The sequence below is a fragment of the Aerococcus viridans genome (assembly GCF_002871935.1).
GTDB lineage: Bacteria > Bacillota > Bacilli > Lactobacillales > Aerococcaceae > Aerococcus > Aerococcus viridans_B.
The window spans coordinates 82,265-100,578 of record NZ_PNHQ01000005.1; the positions used below are offsets into that span (position 1 = coordinate 82,265).

Consider the following 18,314-nt stretch of genomic DNA (forward strand, 5'->3'; position numbering starts at 1 on the left):
GATTATTGAATACGTTCAAATTTCTTCATTAGTTGACTATAAACTTCAATAAAGCGATCTACTTCTGCCATAGTGTTTTCCTTACCAAAACTTACACGAATAGCTTGTTTAGCCCAAACTGGATCAACCTTCATCGCACCTAAGGTTGATGAAGTATTATTCACAGCTCGGCTTGAACAAGCACTAGTTGTAGAGACGATAATATCTTCATCTTCTAAAGCATGAACCATTACTTCCCCTCTAACACCTTTTAATGCAAAGCATAATACATGTGGCGCTGCATCTCCTGGACTAAAAACTTGTACAAGATCTGTGTGTTGCGCTAAAAAGGTACGTAATTTTTCTTGCATTGCATTTTCTTTTGTTTTTACTGCTTTCGCTTCGGTTAAAGCCATTCGAAGTGCTTTTGCTGTTGCTACAATCCCCGCTAAGTTTTCTGTTGTTGATCGTTGGCCCATCTCTTGACCCCCGCCATCCAATAGATGACTGATTACACGATTTTGTTTTTTATATAAAATGCCGATACCACGAGGTCCATTAAATTTATGGGCAGAAAAACTCATCAAATCCACTCGTTTATGAATAAGTGGTTTTTCGAAAGTGCCCACACTTTGAACACCGTCAACGTGGAAATGGATAGTTGGATATTTTTCTAATAAATCACCAATTTCAGTGATAGGTTGGATCGTACCAATTTCGTTATTTACAGCCATTACAGATACAAGTATCGTATTCTCTTGAATAGCTGCCGCTACATCTTCAACATGGACTTTTCCTGATTTGTCAACTGGTAGATAAGTAATATCAAAGCCATCTTGGTGCAATGCTTCCATCGTATTTCGGACAGATGGATGTTCAACACCAGAAACAATAATATGTTTGCCATGATATTTAGCTTTTTCCATAGCTGTTCCTTTGATGGCCCAATTATTCGATTCTGTGCCACCAGAGGTAAAGAATATTTCTTGCGACTGTGCTCCAAGTAAGTCGGCAACTTGTTTTCGTGCAGAATTTAATAGTTTAGCTGATTCATTTCCCAACTTATGCAAACTAGATGGATTACCATAATAATTCTGCATGACTTGTATCATCGTTTGTAATGCTTCCGGCGCAATTTTAGTAGTTGCGCTATTATCAAAATAAATCATTTCTGCCATGGTCGTTCCTTCCTTTTTCCCTTTTCAACTCTTAACATATTATAGGCATATATCGCAAAATGCAAGTAACTGAATTAAAGTCTTTATTTCTTAGACAAACCAATCAAAAACAAAGAGACCGAGCATATATCTCGGTCCCTATAAAAAAATTATCGTACTTGATTTTCTTGATCATATTGTTGAATGATTTCTTGTCTAGCGCCTGGTTGAATGAGATCAACTGCTTGGGCGATATTTTCAAAAGCATCCTCATATAAAAATTCTTTATCAAAAAGGTAATAGGTCCGTTCAATTACCTCATTCAACTCTGGATGTTGTGGGCGGAAACGATTCGCGTATTGAATAGCATTTTCAGTTAATTGTGCAGCACGTACTTGCTTTTCAGTTTCATCATCTAAGTACTCAATACCTTTTGCAATTTGATCAGTAAGGTTTTCAATCTCTAACATATCTAATTTGACACGGTTTAGCAATTCTGATAAATGATCAATGCGATCACTTGTATCAAAGAAATAATCTAAGTAATCATCTGTTAAACCTGGCAAATGGTGAATCTCTACTGAACGCTTAATATTACGTAAATCCAATTCAAACATGTATAAATCATCACGCGCATCACGTTCTCTTTGACGTAGGTTAGCTAAAGCAACAACGATTGCTGACTGCCCTTTATCAATTTCTGTTAATTGATCATAGATTTCTCGATAACGTGCTTCCATGTCTGAATAGGCAATTTGATGTTCAGCTAATTGATCATCCGTTGTTTTTAGTAGCTCTTTTTGTCTTTCTATTTGATCAGCATACTCTTGCATTTTGCCCATTTCATTATCATATAACAAATAGTTTTGAGATACACGATCAATTTCTAAAGCCCCATAGCGGTTGCTTTGTGTAACTTGCTCCAAGCGACGTTGCACAGCTCCTTGATTTTTTCCAATATACTCTCTAGAAGCGATCTCTTTCTCCATTAAAGTATATGTGTGATCAATCTGTACGCCTGCTGCTTCCATTAATTCAGAAGCTTGTGTTAAATCTGCATCTGAAACAGCTCTTTTAGCTTCTACGACTTTCTTTTCAGAATTGGAAATTTCTTTAGGTATGTCCACATCAATAGGAAATTGGAAATGCTCCTCTTCCATATGCGCAAAACCTTGTTTCATATCAGCAACTTGTTCCACATACTCTTCATTTAACTTAGTATATAGATCTGGAATTTTTTCCATCATTTGTTCCAGCTCATTCAAGTCGGCATCAATTTGTACAAGTACTTCTTGTGCACCTAAGAAATCCCCGTCATTCATTTGTTGGTGGTATTTCGTAAAATCAAGCTCAATATAAGCTAAATGGTGCTCCAAGGTTTCTAGTGCATCGCCAAATTTATAACCATGTGCTAATAATTGCTTCCGTAAAGCAGCATAACGGTCATATGTTTCTTCGTGTTTGTCTTCCGATGCTTTCTCACTAGCTAGTATTTCAGTTAATCGGTCATTAATACCACTCACTTCATTTTTTGTTTCTTCAAGAATGGTTTCTACTTCATCAGCTACACTTCTCGCTTTAACGATATTATATTTATCCGTATAATCTTGGGCAGATACTAACGCTGCCTCAATCTCTGGCAAACGAAAACGAGTGATTGTTTGCCATTTGGCTTGCTCACTCTCATAAACTCTACGCGTTGCTCCTGATACATTCTTGTTGCGTAATGTATATAGCTTGTCCGCTACCGGTGTAGACATAATCTCTTGCTTTTGCTCATCTAGTTCAATATTGGCTTGTGTCTGTTTACGTCCTAGGTAATAAATGAGTCCGTAACCAAGTAATACCAAGATAATTAAGATTAATAATGCTATTAAAAATGGCACACGCACGCCTCCTTCTATCCGTTGATATTTTCATAAAATTTTTAAGGGTTATTTAATCCCTATATTATCACAATTTAAGTAAAAAAAATATGCGTTATATTAAAATAATACTTCAAATAAGAGGTGTGAATATTGTATTTCAGATGTTGTTATCATAAAATACCATTAAACTTTTTAAAATTATGGTAGTGCTTTCATATAGTATCTAACGACAGAAATTACATTATTTAAATAAAAAAAGCCGGAACAATGTCCCGACCCTTTTCAGTAACAAATCATCTAAAATTAGATTAATTTGTTGTAGTATTCAACGACTAGAGATTCGTCGATTTCTTGGTTCATTTCGTCACGTTGAGGTAAACGAATTAAAGAACCTTCTAATTTTTCAGCGTCGAATTGTACGTAAGGTACATGACCGTATAAACCTTCAACTGCTTCTTTAATTACTTTAATGTCTTTAGATTTTTCACGAACAGCAATTACTTGACCTGGTTGAACGCGGAATGATGGGATATCAACTCGCTTACCGTCTACAGTAATGTGACCGTGATTGACTAATTGACGCGCTTGACGGCGAGTAGTCGCTAAACCTAAACGGTAAACGATGTTATCTAAACGTTGTTCTAGTAATATCATGAAGTTAACACCATGTTTACCTTCTCTGATTTTACCAGCTTGAACGAATAAGTTAGCAAATTGTTTTTCACTCAAACCGTAGATGAAACGTAATTTTTGTTTTTCTTGTAATTGTAAGCCGTATTCAGATAATTTAGCACGACGACCATTACCATGTTCACCTGGCGCATATGGGCGACGAGCGATTTCTTTACCAGTACCTGAAATTGAGATACCTAAACGACGAGAAACTTTCCAGTTAGATCCTGTAAAACGAGACATTATATATTCCTCCATAAAAATAAAATTTTGGAGTAAAATAACCTTTTAAATTGACCGCATTCGTGCATTTCACCTTAGCGTTTTCGTCTTCTGCAGCCGCAGACTACTTGGCTTACTGCCTAAAGTCAGTGGTTGAAATGTTGACGAGCTTGCTTCAATTTTGCTGCATTATTTTACACGCCTTTCATCATACCATTATTCTTAAATTCCGTCAATAGGAAGTTAATTTAGGTGTTTGAGGTAGCTCAAAGTGACCTTCGCAGCATTCTGTCCAGCCGTTACCACAAATTCATCAAAGATAACATTCGCGTCTTGTTGCGCTGTGTCTGAAATAGCTCGAATAACGATACAATCAATCCCAAACTGATTTGCCACCTGAGCAACCGCTGCACCTTCCATTTCGGCACATTGCGCACCTCTAAAAGTTTGATACAGGCTGCTCACCTTATCTACATCAGCAATAAATTGATCACCAGTTAAAATTAACCCTGGCGTTGCTGTTAATTCTGTTTCATGATAAGCATCTAGGAATCCTTGAATCAAGTTTTCAGGTGCCTTATAACGAGCTGGCATCGTAGGTACTTGTCCTAATTCATAGCCAAAGGCACGTGCATCCGCATCATGGTACATCGTAGCTTCTCCAATGATAATGTCTCCTATTTGACGGTCGGGAGAAACAGCACCTGCTGAACCTGTATTAATGATTAAATCTGGTTGCCTTTGTGCAACTAAAGTTGTCGCAATTGCTGCATTGACCTTTCCTATACCACACCGTGCGACAATTAAGTCATGGCCCTCATAGCTAGCAGTCCAAATTTCTGTTGGCCCTACAACTTCACTAGTCGTTAATCCAAGGTGTTCCTTATAGTAACCAATTTCTTCTTCCATTGGGCAAATAATTGCTACTTTCATCTACTCAGTCTCCTTTATTCGTAATATCTACACATAAAATGCGATAATCGTTAAAACGATTACCCCTATTGTTAACAAAACGATAGTGATATTTAGGAAGCGGTCAATTTTTGTCGCCCCAAAGAAATGTCTTTCTTTCTTTGCTTCCTGGTCAACAGACACTAAAATATCGCCGTCTTTAACCCCATCGTCCATTGGTTTCTCAGTCACGTAAGCATTCTCTTGATATTTTGTCTTAGTACTGATCTCTTCATTTGTTTTTTCATCTATTTCTTCGGATGGTCCAAATAATCTTTCTTTAAATGAAAGCCGCTCTTTCTTTGTAGCCGTTTCTTTAACCGGGTGTTTGTCTGAATGGTCTTGCATTGATTTGGCAGTCGTTATTACATGATCATCTGGGGTCGACCACTGACTTTGATCAACCGTTTCACGCCCAACGGAAGCTGGTTTAACTGACTGTGTTTGCTGCCTTTCCTTTTCATAAAGCGCTTGGTTTAACATATCCGCTGAAAATTTTCTAGGTGCATCCAGATCTTCTTCTCGTTTAAATACCTTTCTATCACTTGCGCTTGCATTACGGTTAAAAGCCGCTGACTTAAGGTGGCGTACATCACGCGTAGTATTGTTCCGATTAACATTTAATGGTTGTTTACTTTCTTGAATACCATCAGTCACTTCACCGCCCGTCTTATCAGCCTTGTCTTTTTTATTTTTTAAGGCCCGATACTGGGCACGTGTTAACTGCTGTTCATCATCTGGCGTCATATATGTCACCTACTATCCTTGTAATTTCATAATTTGCCAATATTGAATGGCGTAAATTGTCTTCATATCTGTAATTTCACCTTTGGCAATGGCTGCTTTTGCTGCAGTATAATCTAAGTATATTAATTCGATATTTTCATCATCGTCTTGTGCTGGCGGCTCTGGTAAGTCATGAACTTCTTCGCACATATACATCTGAATAAATTCATCGTTATAACCTGGTGTTACATAAAAACCATCCAGGGCCTGCCATTTTTCACCAGCCATACCCGTTTCTTCAGCAAACTCCCGCTTAGCTGCTAATAATAAATCTTCACCTGGATCTACCAAACCAGCAGGCACCTCTAAACTAACAGCTTCTATCCCTTTTCGAAATTGTCGTACTAAGACAATTTGTTCATCCCGCAAGGCAAAGATACCTACTGCTGGACCATGGAAAATAAGTTCTCGAGCAGCAAGCTCACCATTTTGTAAAAGAACTTGGTGCTTCTCTAAGTTTAAAATTTTTCCTTCATAAAGCGTCTCTTTACGAATCGTTTTTTCACCAAATGTCATCCTAGTCAACCTTTCTGGAGTTTGATATTTCCCGTATATCCCTTTATATTTTAGCATTTTTATCTAAAGTATGGGTAAGAAGGAGGAATTTTAGGGATTTATTTACTTTTTAGGACATTACGATTATTTACCTACTATTGTATATAAATAGCTTTGCGTTTTTAAATAAGACTAGAGGCCGATGTTGCATTTAGGCATATCCCCTATAATGAATATAAACCATAAAAGGAGTGACTAGACATGTACCGCCCACTTCGATACATCGCCAAATTAGGCCAATATCCATTATACTGGCCCATGAATTTACCTTTGCTTACACTATTACTAATACTTGATGCTCCGTACTATCAAATCGCTTTCTGGATAATTGCTTTATCATTTTTAGTATTTATTGTTAAAAATAGCTTTTGTTCAAATATAGCAGCTAGTAAAGATTACCATGGAAGATATAGACTAGGACGCATACCCAAATCAAGGAAACAAATTTATGATTCTGCTAATTTAACTGATCAAGAAATTCAATTTTTTCGGTCCGAAATGGCAGAAAGCTTAGCACATATTGAAACGATATTAAACTTTGAAAATTATAATACACATTTAAATATGGTGTTTAAGCGCTATGACATGAGTATCCTATTAAAAAGCTATTTTCAAGCGATTACCCTAGCGCCTTATCGTTTAAGCCAGGCAAGTGACTTCCTTTACCAAATTTTACCTAATTTGGAGAATGTCCTTAAGCAATACACTAATATTAACCAAGAAATGCATCGCTCGCCAAAGAAAATCCAAGCATTGACGAACTTACGTGAAGAAATCGCTAATCTAGCTGAACAAGCACAAGAATCATTCGAACATTTTATTCAAGATTCCAAATAAAGGAGAATTATAATGACAGAAGACAAAAAACAATCATACAGTCAAACAGCCCATTTATCTAAATCAGTGGATGATCTGATTGCTAATCCCTTCCGAGATGCGAATTTAGCTAACCCTCCCTTAAAAAATATCACCAATACTAACGATGAAACGAGTATCGAACAAACTATTTACCAACAACTATCAAAAGACCGCCAAGACCAAGCAAAAGCCTTATCTGAAAAAATTGATGCCAGTGATAGTCAATCAATCGTTTCATACGGTGCCATGGCACAAAAGGAAATCGGAGACTTTTCACATCAGATCATAGCTCAAGTTCAAAACCAAGATTTAGATGTTGTAGGTGAACAACTAAGAGCGTTGCTATCCCGGTTAAATGATACTGATCCTAGCCAGTTAGCGAATCAAAATCAAAGTCGAATCCAACGTTGGTTTAAGAAACAGAAAGCTTCATTATATGAAATGAACGCCAAGTATCAAAAAGTAGGTTACCAAATTGATGAGATTGCTAGTCAATTAAACCGTCAAAAGAATGGCTTATTAAATGATAATTTACAACTTGAAAGTCTCTATCAACAAAACCTTGAGTTCTTTGAAGCTTTAAATGTATACATTGCTGCCGCACAAATCAAAGCAGATCGCTTACGCCAAGAGGAACTCCCCTCACTAAAAAACCAAATCACAAGTGACCATGATCAAATGACTATCCAAAAGATTGCTGATTTAGAGCAATTTATAAATCGTCTAGAAAAAAGAATTTACGACTTAGAGCTAACACGTGAAATTACTATTCAACAAGCTCCGCAAATCCGTCTCATTCAAAATGCTAATCAAAACTTAGCTGAGAAAATTCAATCTTCAATTTATACGGCAATTCCTTTATGGAAAAACCAAATTGCTATCCAACTATCACTGTATCGTCAAAAAGATGCATTGGATGCCCAAATTGCCGTTACAGATACAACTAATCAATTATTAACAGAAAATGCTGAATTATTAAAACAGTCTTCTCTTGAAACAGCTAGACAATCTGAACGTGGTGTAGTAGACATTGATACCTTGAAACACTCTCAACAAAAATTGATTGATACGATTACAGAAACTATGCAAATTCAAGAAGAAGGTCGCGCAAAAAGACTACAAGCAGAACGAGAAATGGTACAAATGGAAAGTGAGTTAAAACAACATTTATTAAATAGCAGTTCAAAAAAATCATAATGTTATCTAGTTAAGGGGTTATCACTTCATCCGTCTTCTATCATATGTTATAATATATGCATGGACAAGAGGTCCTAAACAAAATGAAATGGAGGAATTATTATGGGCTGGTTATGGTCTTTAATCGTCGGTGGACTTATTGGTTGGGGTGCAGGTGCTATCCTAGGTAAAGATGTTCCCGGAGGCATTATTGGTAATATTATCTGTGGTATGTTAGGTTCATGGGTAGCTTCTACTTTCTTACAAGACTTTGGTCCTGTAATTGGTGGATATGCAGTTGTCCCTTCACTAATTGGATCTATCGTATTAATTTTAATATTAAACTTTATTTTAAAACGTTTAAACTAGTATAACGACTCAATAATAAAGGGCATTGAACAATTTCGTTCAGTGCCCTTTTTCTATGTATTAAACAATCAAAAATATATCAGAAAAATAGCGGCGCAACATTTAATTCGTCGCTACCGCTATCTTATTCGTATGCATACTAAGCTAATTCAATATTGACTGCTTGAGGTCCACGTTTCCCTTGAGCAATTTCAAACTGTACTTTTTGACCAACTGCTAATGAAGGTTGATCTAGGTGACGCAATGCTGAAAAGTGCACGAAGATATCATCTTCTTCTGGAAAGTCTGGTAACTCAATAAAACCAAAGCCTTCTTTTGCATTAAAGTTTTTTACAATGCCGTAATAGGCCATCTTAATTCTCCTCTTCAACTAAAGCTTCAGGATAGTGGTTAATCACAATATCAGCACAACGAGCACATAAATGTGGCGCAGCTTCAATTGTACCTACTTCTTCATAAACACCACGACAACGTTCACAAGTTTCTCCGTGCGCATGTTCAATCATTAAGCTATAACCTTCGTAATCTGTGGCATCTTCACTAGCTTCCACTAAATCATGAATGGCTAACTGAGATACCATCAAGTATGTAGCTAATTCTTCACCAACACTTTCTAATAATGCTTTTGTTTCATCATTAGCAAAGATATGTAATTTCGCTTGTAATGATTTACCAATCACTTTTTCTTCACGTGCAGTCTCTAAAGATTTGTTTACATCAGAACGTAATGACATGAAAGCTGACCATTTACTTTCTAACGCTTCACTATTGTCATAAGTGACAACCTCTGGGAATTCAGCTAATTGTGCGTAAGCTTCCTCTTCTTGTAAATAAGCCCAAATTTCTTCAGCTGTATGCGGAATAACCGGTGTTAGTAAGATTGTTACTGCCTTAGCCACTTCATACATTACTGTTTGCATATTACGACGTTTTTTAGAATCTGGTAATTCAATATACACTACATCTTTAGCATAATCTAGGTAGAAGTTAGACATATCCAGTGTTAGGAAGTTTGTAATTTCATGGTTAACTGTCATAAAGTCATATGTATCATACGCATGGCGGACATTACGTACCATTTCATTTAAACGATTCATCATGTATTGATCAATGGACGCTAAGTCTTCATAGGCAACTGCATCTTTTTTCACATCAAAGTCGTACAAGTTTCCTAGTAAGAAACGTACTGTATTACGGATACGACGATAGTTTTCAGCGACTTGTCCTAAGATGTCATCGGAAATACGTACATCATAATAAGTATCAACTGAAGATACCCATAGCCGTAAGATATCAGCACCGCGTTGCTTAATGACATCGTTTGGTGAGACGGTATTACCGAGAGATTTACTCATCTTGCGGCCATCACCATCGTTTACAAATCCTTGAGAGAGCACTGATTTATATGGTGCTTCATCATTAACAGCCACTGAGGTTAGTAGTGATGAATGGAACCAACCACGGTATTGATCAGAACCCTCTAAGTACATATCAGCTGGGAAAGTTAGGTCTTTACGCGTACGTAACACACCATGGTGAGATGACCCTGAGTCAAACCATACATCCATGATATCCATTTCTTTAGTGAATTTACCATTTGGAGAAGCGGGATGTGTAAAACCTTCCGGTAATAAATCTTTAGCTTCACGTTCAAACCAAACATTTGAACCAAATTCATCAAACAAATCAGCTATATGTGCAATTGTTTCTGGTGTACATACTGGCTCCCCGTTTTCTGCATAGAAAATTGGTAGAGGTACACCCCAAACACGTTGACGTGAAATTACCCAGTCTTTACGATCACGAATCATATTGTAAATGCGTGTTTGACCAGATGGGTGCCACCATTTCACTTCGTTATCTATTGTATCTAAAGTACGTTCACGAATTTTTTCGACTGAACAGAACCATTGTGGTGTAGCTCGATAAATTACTGGTTTTTTCGTACGCCAATCATGTGGATATGAGTGAGTGAAATAATCTAATTTTAGTAAACGATTATTCTCTTTCATCTTTTCAATAGAAAGTTCATTTCCTTTTTCATAGAATATCCCCTCAAATCCAGGTGCTTCATCGGTAAAGTAACCTTGGTCATCAATTGGTGAAAGTACTTCTAATTTATAATTTAATGATGCAAAATAGTCATCTTCCCCGTGTCCAGGAGAGGTGTGCACTAACCCAGTACCAGATTCCGCAGTAACATGATCACCTAAGATTAATAAAGAGTCACGGTCATAATATGGATGTTCAGCAACCATATACTCTAAATCAGTCCCTTTTAAAGGTTCTCCTTCAACTGTATAATCAGACCAATCTAATTCTGTTGCTAAACTATTCACTAAATCTGTAGCTACAACAAACTTACGGTCCTTAACAGCGACTACTGAATATTCATAATTTGGATTTACAGCAATAGCCATATTGGATGGAATTGTCCAAGGTGTTGTTGTCCAGATAATAAATTCTACATTTTCAGGTAATTTACCTTTTGTATCACGGGCTTTAAAAGCTACATAGATTGATGGTGATTCAACATCATGATATTCAATCTCTGCTTCCGCTAAAGTTGATTCTGAAGATGGTGACCAGTAAACTGGTTTTGCACCTTTATAAATTAAACCTTTTTCATACATATCTCCGAATAAACGGATTTGTTGCGCTTCAAATTCTGGTGATAAAGTAAGATATGGATGCTCCCAATCACCAGCAACACCCAAGCGTTTGAAATCATCTCTTTGCCCATTGATTTGTTGCCAAGCATATTCTTCACATAATTTACGGAATTCAGCTACTGTCATTGACTTACGGTCAACACCTGAATTGGTTAAAGCCTGTTCAATTGGTAATCCGTGTGTATCCCATCCTGGTACATATGGCGCACGGTATCCAGACATTGATTTTGAACGAATAATAATATCTTTTGAGATTTTGTTCATGGCATGTCCGATGTGGATATTTCCATTTGCATATGGTGGTCCATCATGTAAGATCCAAGGTGTTTTATCTTTATTTTTCTCTTGTCGTTTTGCATAAACATCTTCTTCATGCCATTCCGCTTGACGCTCTACCTCTTTAACTGGTAGGTTTCCGCGCATTGGAAATTTTGTTTTTCCTAAATTTAATGTATCTTTCATTTTCATCGCTTAAAGCCCCCTCATCAATTTCCTAGAAATAAAAAAGCCTCGTCCTAAAAAGGGACGAAGCTACCGTGGTACCACCCAGATTTTGTATACCAAAATAAACGGCATACACTCTATGACTTTATCGCAGTCAACGGTTTAACTATTAAGGCACTAATTAAATGTCCTGTTCAATAAACTACTCCTGGATGATAATAAATAACTTTTCTCGCTCTATTTCGCAGCTAACATAGATTCTCTTTCGATACATTATGTTATTTATTTTGTTCCACTCTACGTGTTCTATTTCCATACGTCATAATATTACTATAAAAATATTGTAAAAACAACTTTTAGCTTGTAAAATTCTCTAATTATTCTTCAGTAGCATCAGATAAACTTTCCAAGTCATCCTCATTTTGCTTTGCTTGGTTTACATCCGCTTTTTCTGTACTTGATTCATCAACAGATTGACTTGTACCTGTTTGATCGCTTTCCTCAAATTCAGAAGACGCACTATCTTCTACACTAGTCGTTTGAATGACTTCATCTTCAAAATGAGTATTATCAGAGCTGCTAACTTCTGAATAAGCATTTTCTGAATTGTTTTTTTCCGAATTTTCAATTGCTGAATCTGCTACTGAGGATTCTTCTTTAGCAACTGTACTATCTTTGAATCCGTTTAAAACAGGCGCAATAGCAGGAATATCGTTGTTAAAGAATTCCTCTCTTCGTTGTTCTTTTTCTGCTTTAACAGCAGCTTCATCGAATATCGCTGCACCCTTATTTGAACGAACTGGTAAATCATATGCTTTCACAATTTCATCTAATTGTGGTGTGGCTACTTCTCCTACAGGTTTTTCAAAGAATAAATTTTCCCATCGAGGATCCTCATACATATCTTTGGCTTGTAAAATCATGGCAAATGATTGGTGTAAGTATGTACGTGCTGCCTCTTGAAGATTATCTGTTTCGGTATTTACAACTGCAGCTTTCTCAGCAGCTTCAGATAATAATAAGCGCGCTTCCTCTTCTGCTCTTTCGACGATTAAACTTGCCTCATTCAGCGCTTCTTCACGTAGACGGTCTGCTGCTTCTTGGGCCACAAAAATAGAACGGTTAACTGTCGCTTCTTTTCGATGAGCAGCATCCACTTCCTTATTCGCTTCATTCAGTTGCTCTTGTAAGGATTTATTTTGCTCTTCCAACTTCTCCATTGAGACACGTACTTTATTCAGATAATCATCTACCTCAGCTTTTCCATAACCTGAAATTTTCTGTTTAAATTTCATATTTTTAATTTCTGATGCGCGCATAAAATGAGCCTCCTATTTGTTTTTAATGACCTCAATTGCTACTCTAATTTTACCTTTTTTAGTTTCCATCTGTGTAGCTACATATTTTAATCTACCATAACCTCTAACCGAAGCAATGTCTCCTGGACTTAATTGTCTTTTTGCATCCTGAACTAATGACCAATTTAATTTGGCAGCACCACCTTCAATAAGTAACTTAGCCTTTGCTCTTGGGATTCTAAATCCATCTGAAATAATCGTATCAAATCTTAATGAAGAAAGTGTGATTTCCATAGGTTGCCAGTCCGATTGAGGTTGGATAATTTGATCACTATGATGAATTTGTACTAACTTAATTTTAGTACCGCCAATCTTATCCATTTGAAAACTGAGAAAATCAGCAATTGCTTTATCAACAAAAAATTGCCATTTTGCCCCAGCTTGAATGATGTCTCCGAGTCGATTACGTTCAACACCTTGGCCTAAAATAGTGCCCAATATTTGTCTGTGTTCTAAGGTATTAAATTTACTCGCATAGTGGATGTCAAATGGTGTAATTTCAAAATCTTCAGGTTGAATGGTGTAATAACTTGGTGCTAGCACACAGCGTTGATTTTCTGCATTAGGATACCCGCCAAAAAAATCATAATGCATCTCATTGTCTTGGCCAATAATCAGCTTAACAATGGCAACTTCCCTCGGATTTAAGAAGGGTGTTACTATAGGCGCGTACTGGTCAAGCACTAGGTTCTTCCAGTCAGTTACTTTTTCAACAAAAGCATGTTCATCAGGTTGGAAGTGCTGTAAAACTTCAATATTTGCCAACTATTTTCCCATCCCTTTCCATCAATTGATTACTCTTATTATACAAAAAAATCGGGTAGATACCTAGACCCACCCGTTTTATAATACCCATGTTGTTATTAAAATCGTAAAATATTTAATCCATTAGAGGCTAATTGTAGGACAATCACGCCTACAAGTACGGAAAATGATATACCTCCCACACTTGGTAGCATATTATCAAAGAATGATAGATATGGGTATGCTAGTCGATCAATAAGTTGACCAAATTTGGATTCTCTGGCTCCAGGGAACCAGGTTAATAATGCATAGATCACTAATACAAGTGTATAAAGGTATATTAAATCTTGAAGTATATTCACTAAACTATTCACGGCTTTCACCCTCTCGATTCCAGATATTACCGCGTTCACGTGATGCTTTGCCATGTGTATTGCTATATTCTTCATATAAACCTTCAATTTGTACGGTTTCAGGAACAGCAATAAACACATCTGTTGCGACGCGTTGTAAATCCCCATTTATAGCATACACAACACCAGTCATGTAGTCGACAAATCTACGAGCATCTTCATCTGACATTTGTGCCAAATTTAATACGACTGATTTACTGCTTAAAAGTGATTGACTAATACGCTCTGCTTCAGCAAAAATACGTGGTTTAAAAATCTCCACAGTAGCTATATTTTTACGTGACTCATTTAAATTGACTACATTATTTCGAGTTGCATCATTTGTCATCGTTTTATTTTGCTCCTTAGTTGCTTGTTCAAATATAAAGTTTGTCTGACTCGATTGGACCGGTTTAGCAATTGTTTCAGAAGTGTTATCTTCAGATGGCGCATAATCACTGCTTTCTACTGGTTCCTGTTCGTAATAGTCAGCTTCATAATCGTCTTCATTGTCAAAGAAATTGGCAAAAAAGTCTTTAAAACCCATAGTGATTTCCTCCGTTTATTCGGTGTCTGTGTTAAAAATGGCTGATCCTACTCTCACAAAATCAGCGCCTTCTGCCACTGCAATTGGATAATCACCTGACATTCCCATACTTAAATGTTTGCAAGGTGCATATGTTTTACCCATTGCTTGTACTTCATCACGTAATTGACGTAGTTGAGCGAAATATTGATGAATTTTATCATCACTCGCATCAATAGGCGCCATTGTCATCAACCCTACAATTTCTACTTTGGGAAAGTCAATAATGACTTCAATAAAATGATATATTTCTTCCGGTTGGATACCATGTTTCGATGCTTCTCCAGAAACATTCACTTGTAGGAAACATTTCACAACTTTGTCTGCACGCTTATCAATTTCCTTAGCTAACTTTAATCGGTCAAGCGCATGAAAATAATCAATGTGGTTAATCACATTTTTTACCTTGCGTGTTTGTAAAGTACCAATCAAATGCCAAGTAATATCATCTGGCATGGCGGTAGATTTCTCTTGAAAGCCTTCTGGGCGGTTTTCTGCAAAATGTCTTACGCCTGCGTCATAAACACTCATAGCTTCATCTATTGAATGATATTTAGAAACACAAATCAGCGTCACATCATTTGATGATAACGCTGATGATTGTTGTACTTTTGCAATAGTGCCTTCAATAGATTGCAAATTATTGCGAATTTTCATATTAACGACGACGCTTTCTGAAGAAAGGTGGTGTATCTAACTCATCGTCATCTAAGTTGTTTGATAAGTAATCATTGTCTACTGGTGCAGACGGTGTATCTTCAAAAGCTCTGCGAGATCTTGTTGAATCTTCATAACGATTGCTATCAAAATCATTAAAGATGTCACGGTTTTCTTCTTGACGGCGTTCAGTTACTTGTTTTTCTTTAAAGTTATCTGGTTGGTTTGCGAAATCACGACCTGAACTTTGTTGGAAAGCTGAGTGTCCACCTGAACGTTTAGCACGTTTTTCATCGCGACGTTTTTCTGTATCAATACCAGTAGCAATAACTGTAACGATAACTTCGTCTTCTAAGTTTTCAGCAATTGTTGTACCGAAGATGATATTTACTTCTGACGAAGAGGCCGCTGCTACGATATCCGCTGCATCTTGTGCTTCGAATAATGTTAAATCGTCGCCACCTTTAATATTCAATAGGATTTGCTCAGCACCATCAATAGATACTTCTAATAATGGAGATGAGATAGCTTTCTTAGTTGCTTCTGCAGTACGGTTTTCACCTGTAGATGCACCGATACCCATTAAGGCAGTACCTTGATCAGCCATTACTGTACGAACATCCGCAAAGTCTAAGTTTACGTAACCAGGTGCAGTAATTAAATCAGAGATACCTTGAACACCTTGACGTAATACATTATCAGCTTCACCAAATGCTTCACGCATTGGTGTCTTCTTGTCAACGATTTCTAATAAACGGTTGTTAGAGATTGTCACTAAAGTATCTACATGTTGTTTCATTTCAGCGATACCTTGGGCGGCAGAACGACCACGTTTTGGTCCTTCAAAAGTGAATGGACGAGTGACAACACCTACTGTTAATGCGCCGATTTCTTCTTTAGCGATACGTGCAACGATTGGTGCAGCACCTGTACCAGTACCACCACCCATTCCAGCAGTGATGAAGATTAAGTCTGCACCTTGTAAAGCTTCACGAATTTGATCTTCTGATTCTTCAGCAGCTTTAGCACCTACTTCTGGTTGCGCACCGGCACCTAACCCACGCGTAGATTTTGGCCCAAGTTGGATTTTAATATCTGCTTTTGAGCTTTTCAATGCTTGTGTATCAGTATTAGCAACGATAAATTCAACGCCACGTACGTTTTCTTCAATCATCCGGTTAACAGCGTTATTACCACCACCACCAACACCAACTACTTTAATTGATGCGTTGTTCATATCCATGTTTTCGTATTCGAATTCCATATCCATTTTATATCCTCCTGGTAAATAAATTAAACAAAAAAGTCTTTGAAGAAATTCTTAATTTTATCAACTGGGCTTTCTTCTTCGCCCGTTTCAGTTTCGTCATTTAATTCATCATATTGGCTAGCTGGTCTTTCTTCATAATAATTTTGTCCATTATTAGAAGGTGATACACTAGGTTCATCGTTAGCACTATCATCTTTTACTTGTCTGTAATTGTCAACTGATTCTGTTTGCTTTGTGCTAGCAATTTGCTCATTACGAGCAGGTGTTGATTGACTAGCCCGACTTGTAGATGCAGCTTTTATTGGTTGGCCATAATCTTGCGCTAGGTGATGAATATCATCTAATTGTGCAACATATTGAATTAATCCAATAGCTGTGGTAAAAATTGGGTTACGTAATCCAACATATTCTGGGATGTAGTAACGCACCTCGTGTCCGAATACTTCTTCAGCCAAGTCAAGTACGCCAGGTAATGACGCTGCGCCACCGGTAACAATAATGCCACCTGGTAAAGCAAATGCTTCAATTTTGTCTAGAGGTTTTTTCAATGTTTCGAATATTTGACGTTCCCGAGCTTCAATAATTTCAGCTAAATAATGCTCATCAACCCGTTCTGGATTCACTTTACCAATTGTTTCAACTGGGAAGAATTCCGAATCACTTGTATCTTTAGATAAGGCATAACCATACTCTAATTTAATTTGTTCAGCGTTTTCAATTGAGGTATTCAATATTGTCGAGATATCTTTTGTAACAAGTTCCCCACCTTCGTGATCGACTGTTGCAAATTTTAATTGATCATCATGGAATACAGACACACTTGTTTGTCCACCACCCATATCAACTAATATTGTCCCGAATTCTCGTTCACTCTTGCTCATTGCGGCATATGCATTTGCATAAGATTGCACAACTAAGTCCCGTATATTCAAACCTGCCATTGCTACACAACGGCGAATATTGTGGACTAGTGTTTTAGGTCCAGTAACCAGACTAGCATATAATTCTAGTCTAACACCAATCATACCACGTGGATCCTTAATGTTGTCAAAGCCATCAACTATGAATTCTTCTGGCATTACGGAAATAATTTCTCTTTCAGCTGGTACTGACCGAACTTTCGCTGCTGCCAATACATTTTTTACATCTTTATCTGTAATTTCTCTGTTATCATTTGACACAGCAATCATACCGTAACAAGGCTCGATGTTCACTTGGTTACTTGGAACAGCTACAATAACATCATTAATCGTATAATTTGCTTTTTGTTCGGCTTTTTTGATTGCACGCTTGATAGACTCAACAGTCTTATCAATATCCACAATCACACCTCTACTGAGCCCTTGTGACCGCTCATGACCTACTCCAATAACATTAATTTGTTGGTTTACATATTCTGCAACTACTACTTTTATTGAAGTGGTTCCAATATCTAAACTTGCAAAAATTTCTGGCTGAACCATGTTTATTGAAACCTCCTAGAAAATTTAATATTTAATCGTATCGTTATTATTTTAACATAGACGGTACTAATTACCAATCGAATTACCGCGACTTTCTAATAGAAATTATAGGCATAGTCAAGGTCTATCAATAGT

The 18,314-nt window shown here is 37.0% G+C and carries 18 protein-coding genes; 3 read left to right on the plus strand and 15 right to left on the minus strand.

What is annotated here, in order from left to right; translation table 11 throughout:
* Positions 1–2: 2 nt before the first annotated feature.
* The 6 genes from CJ191_RS03150 to CJ191_RS03180 form a co-directional block, all read right to left on the minus strand.
* Positions 3–1,148 carry a cysteine desulfurase family protein gene (locus CJ191_RS03150; protein ID WP_070468012.1) on the minus strand — a complete coding sequence of 382 codons (1,146 nt, stop codon included), beginning with the start codon at positions 1,146–1,148 and terminating at the stop codon, positions 3–5.
* 158 nt (positions 1,149–1,306) lie between these two features.
* Positions 1,307–3,022: a septation ring formation regulator EzrA gene (locus tag CJ191_RS03160; protein WP_102198974.1), complete on the minus strand. Its 1,716-nt coding sequence runs from the start codon at positions 3,020–3,022 to the stop codon at positions 1,307–1,309.
* A 285-nt stretch (positions 3,023–3,307) separates the two neighbouring features.
* On the minus strand, positions 3,308–3,919 hold the full coding sequence (gene rpsD, locus CJ191_RS03165; protein ID WP_070467944.1) for a 30S ribosomal protein S4: 612 nt from the start codon (positions 3,917–3,919) through the stop codon (positions 3,308–3,310).
* Between the two features lie 222 nt (positions 3,920–4,141).
* Positions 4,142–4,831, minus strand: a complete 690-nt coding sequence (locus CJ191_RS03170; RefSeq protein ID WP_102198975.1) for a 5'-methylthioadenosine/adenosylhomocysteine nucleosidase — start codon at positions 4,829–4,831, stop codon at positions 4,142–4,144.
* A 27-nt stretch (positions 4,832–4,858) separates the two neighbouring features.
* Positions 4,859–5,596 carry a hypothetical protein gene (locus CJ191_RS03175; RefSeq protein WP_070467946.1) on the minus strand — a complete coding sequence of 246 codons (738 nt, stop codon included), beginning with the start codon at positions 5,594–5,596 and terminating at the stop codon, positions 4,859–4,861.
* 12 nt (positions 5,597–5,608) lie between these two features.
* Positions 5,609–6,151 carry an NUDIX hydrolase gene (locus tag CJ191_RS03180; RefSeq protein WP_070467947.1) on the minus strand — a complete coding sequence of 181 codons (543 nt, stop codon included), beginning with the start codon at positions 6,149–6,151 and terminating at the stop codon, positions 5,609–5,611.
* A 240-nt stretch (positions 6,152–6,391) separates the two neighbouring features.
* On the opposite strand from CJ191_RS03180, the gene CJ191_RS03185 reads away from it, so the two are divergent.
* The 3 genes from CJ191_RS03185 to CJ191_RS03195 all read left to right on the plus strand — a co-directional run bounded on the left by CJ191_RS03185 (position 6,392) and on the right by CJ191_RS03195 (position 8,593).
* Positions 6,392–7,027, plus strand: a complete 636-nt coding sequence (locus CJ191_RS03185) for a 5-bromo-4-chloroindolyl phosphate hydrolysis family protein (protein WP_070467948.1) — start codon at positions 6,392–6,394, stop codon at positions 7,025–7,027.
* 12 nt (positions 7,028–7,039) lie between these two features.
* Positions 7,040–8,245 carry a toxic anion resistance protein gene (locus tag CJ191_RS03190; RefSeq protein ID WP_070467949.1) on the plus strand — a complete coding sequence of 402 codons (1,206 nt, stop codon included), beginning with the start codon at positions 7,040–7,042 and terminating at the stop codon, positions 8,243–8,245.
* Positions 8,246–8,344: 99 nt separating this feature from the next.
* Positions 8,345–8,593: a GlsB/YeaQ/YmgE family stress response membrane protein gene (locus CJ191_RS03195; RefSeq protein ID WP_210382478.1), complete on the plus strand. Its 249-nt coding sequence runs from the start codon at positions 8,345–8,347 to the stop codon at positions 8,591–8,593.
* 139 nt (positions 8,594–8,732) lie between these two features.
* Here the strand turns inward: CJ191_RS03195 and CJ191_RS03200 are convergent, their stop codons facing one another.
* The 9 genes from CJ191_RS03200 to ftsA all read right to left on the minus strand — a co-directional run bounded on the left by CJ191_RS03200 (position 8,733) and on the right by ftsA (position 18,179).
* Entirely contained in the window at positions 8,733–8,945 is a 213-nt protein-coding gene (locus CJ191_RS03200) for a cold-shock protein (protein WP_070467951.1), read from the minus strand.
* A 1-nt stretch (position 8,946) separates the two neighbouring features.
* Entirely contained in the window at positions 8,947–11,733 is a 2,787-nt protein-coding gene (ileS, locus tag CJ191_RS03205; protein ID WP_102198976.1) for an isoleucine--tRNA ligase, read from the minus strand.
* Between the two features lie 353 nt (positions 11,734–12,086).
* On the minus strand, positions 12,087–13,028 hold the full coding sequence (locus CJ191_RS03210) for a DivIVA domain-containing protein (RefSeq protein ID WP_070467953.1): 942 nt from the start codon (positions 13,026–13,028) through the stop codon (positions 12,087–12,089).
* Positions 13,029–13,040: 12 nt separating this feature from the next.
* Positions 13,041–13,832, minus strand: coding sequence for a YlmH family RNA-binding protein (locus CJ191_RS03215; protein ID WP_070467954.1), 792 nt, complete (start codon positions 13,830–13,832; stop codon positions 13,041–13,043).
* 98 nt (positions 13,833–13,930) lie between these two features.
* Positions 13,931–14,185 carry a YggT family protein gene (locus CJ191_RS03220; RefSeq protein WP_070467955.1) on the minus strand — a complete coding sequence of 85 codons (255 nt, stop codon included), beginning with the start codon at positions 14,183–14,185 and terminating at the stop codon, positions 13,931–13,933.
* Positions 14,178–14,750, minus strand: coding sequence for a cell division protein SepF (locus tag CJ191_RS03225; protein WP_070467956.1), 573 nt, complete (start codon positions 14,748–14,750; stop codon positions 14,178–14,180). The genes CJ191_RS03220 and CJ191_RS03225 overlap by 8 nt, the downstream gene beginning before the upstream one ends.
* Before the next feature lie 15 nt (positions 14,751–14,765).
* Complete coding sequence (locus CJ191_RS03230) at positions 14,766–15,446, minus strand: YggS family pyridoxal phosphate-dependent enzyme (protein WP_102198977.1); 681 nt, start codon at positions 15,444–15,446, stop codon at positions 14,766–14,768.
* 1 nt (position 15,447) lies between these two features.
* Positions 15,448–16,716 carry a cell division protein FtsZ gene (gene ftsZ / locus CJ191_RS03235; protein ID WP_083272759.1) on the minus strand — a complete coding sequence of 423 codons (1,269 nt, stop codon included), beginning with the start codon at positions 16,714–16,716 and terminating at the stop codon, positions 15,448–15,450.
* 23 nt (positions 16,717–16,739) lie between these two features.
* Complete coding sequence (gene ftsA, locus CJ191_RS03240) at positions 16,740–18,179, minus strand: cell division protein FtsA (protein ID WP_070467958.1); 1,440 nt, start codon at positions 18,177–18,179, stop codon at positions 16,740–16,742.
* Positions 18,180–18,314: the final 135 nt, after the last annotated feature.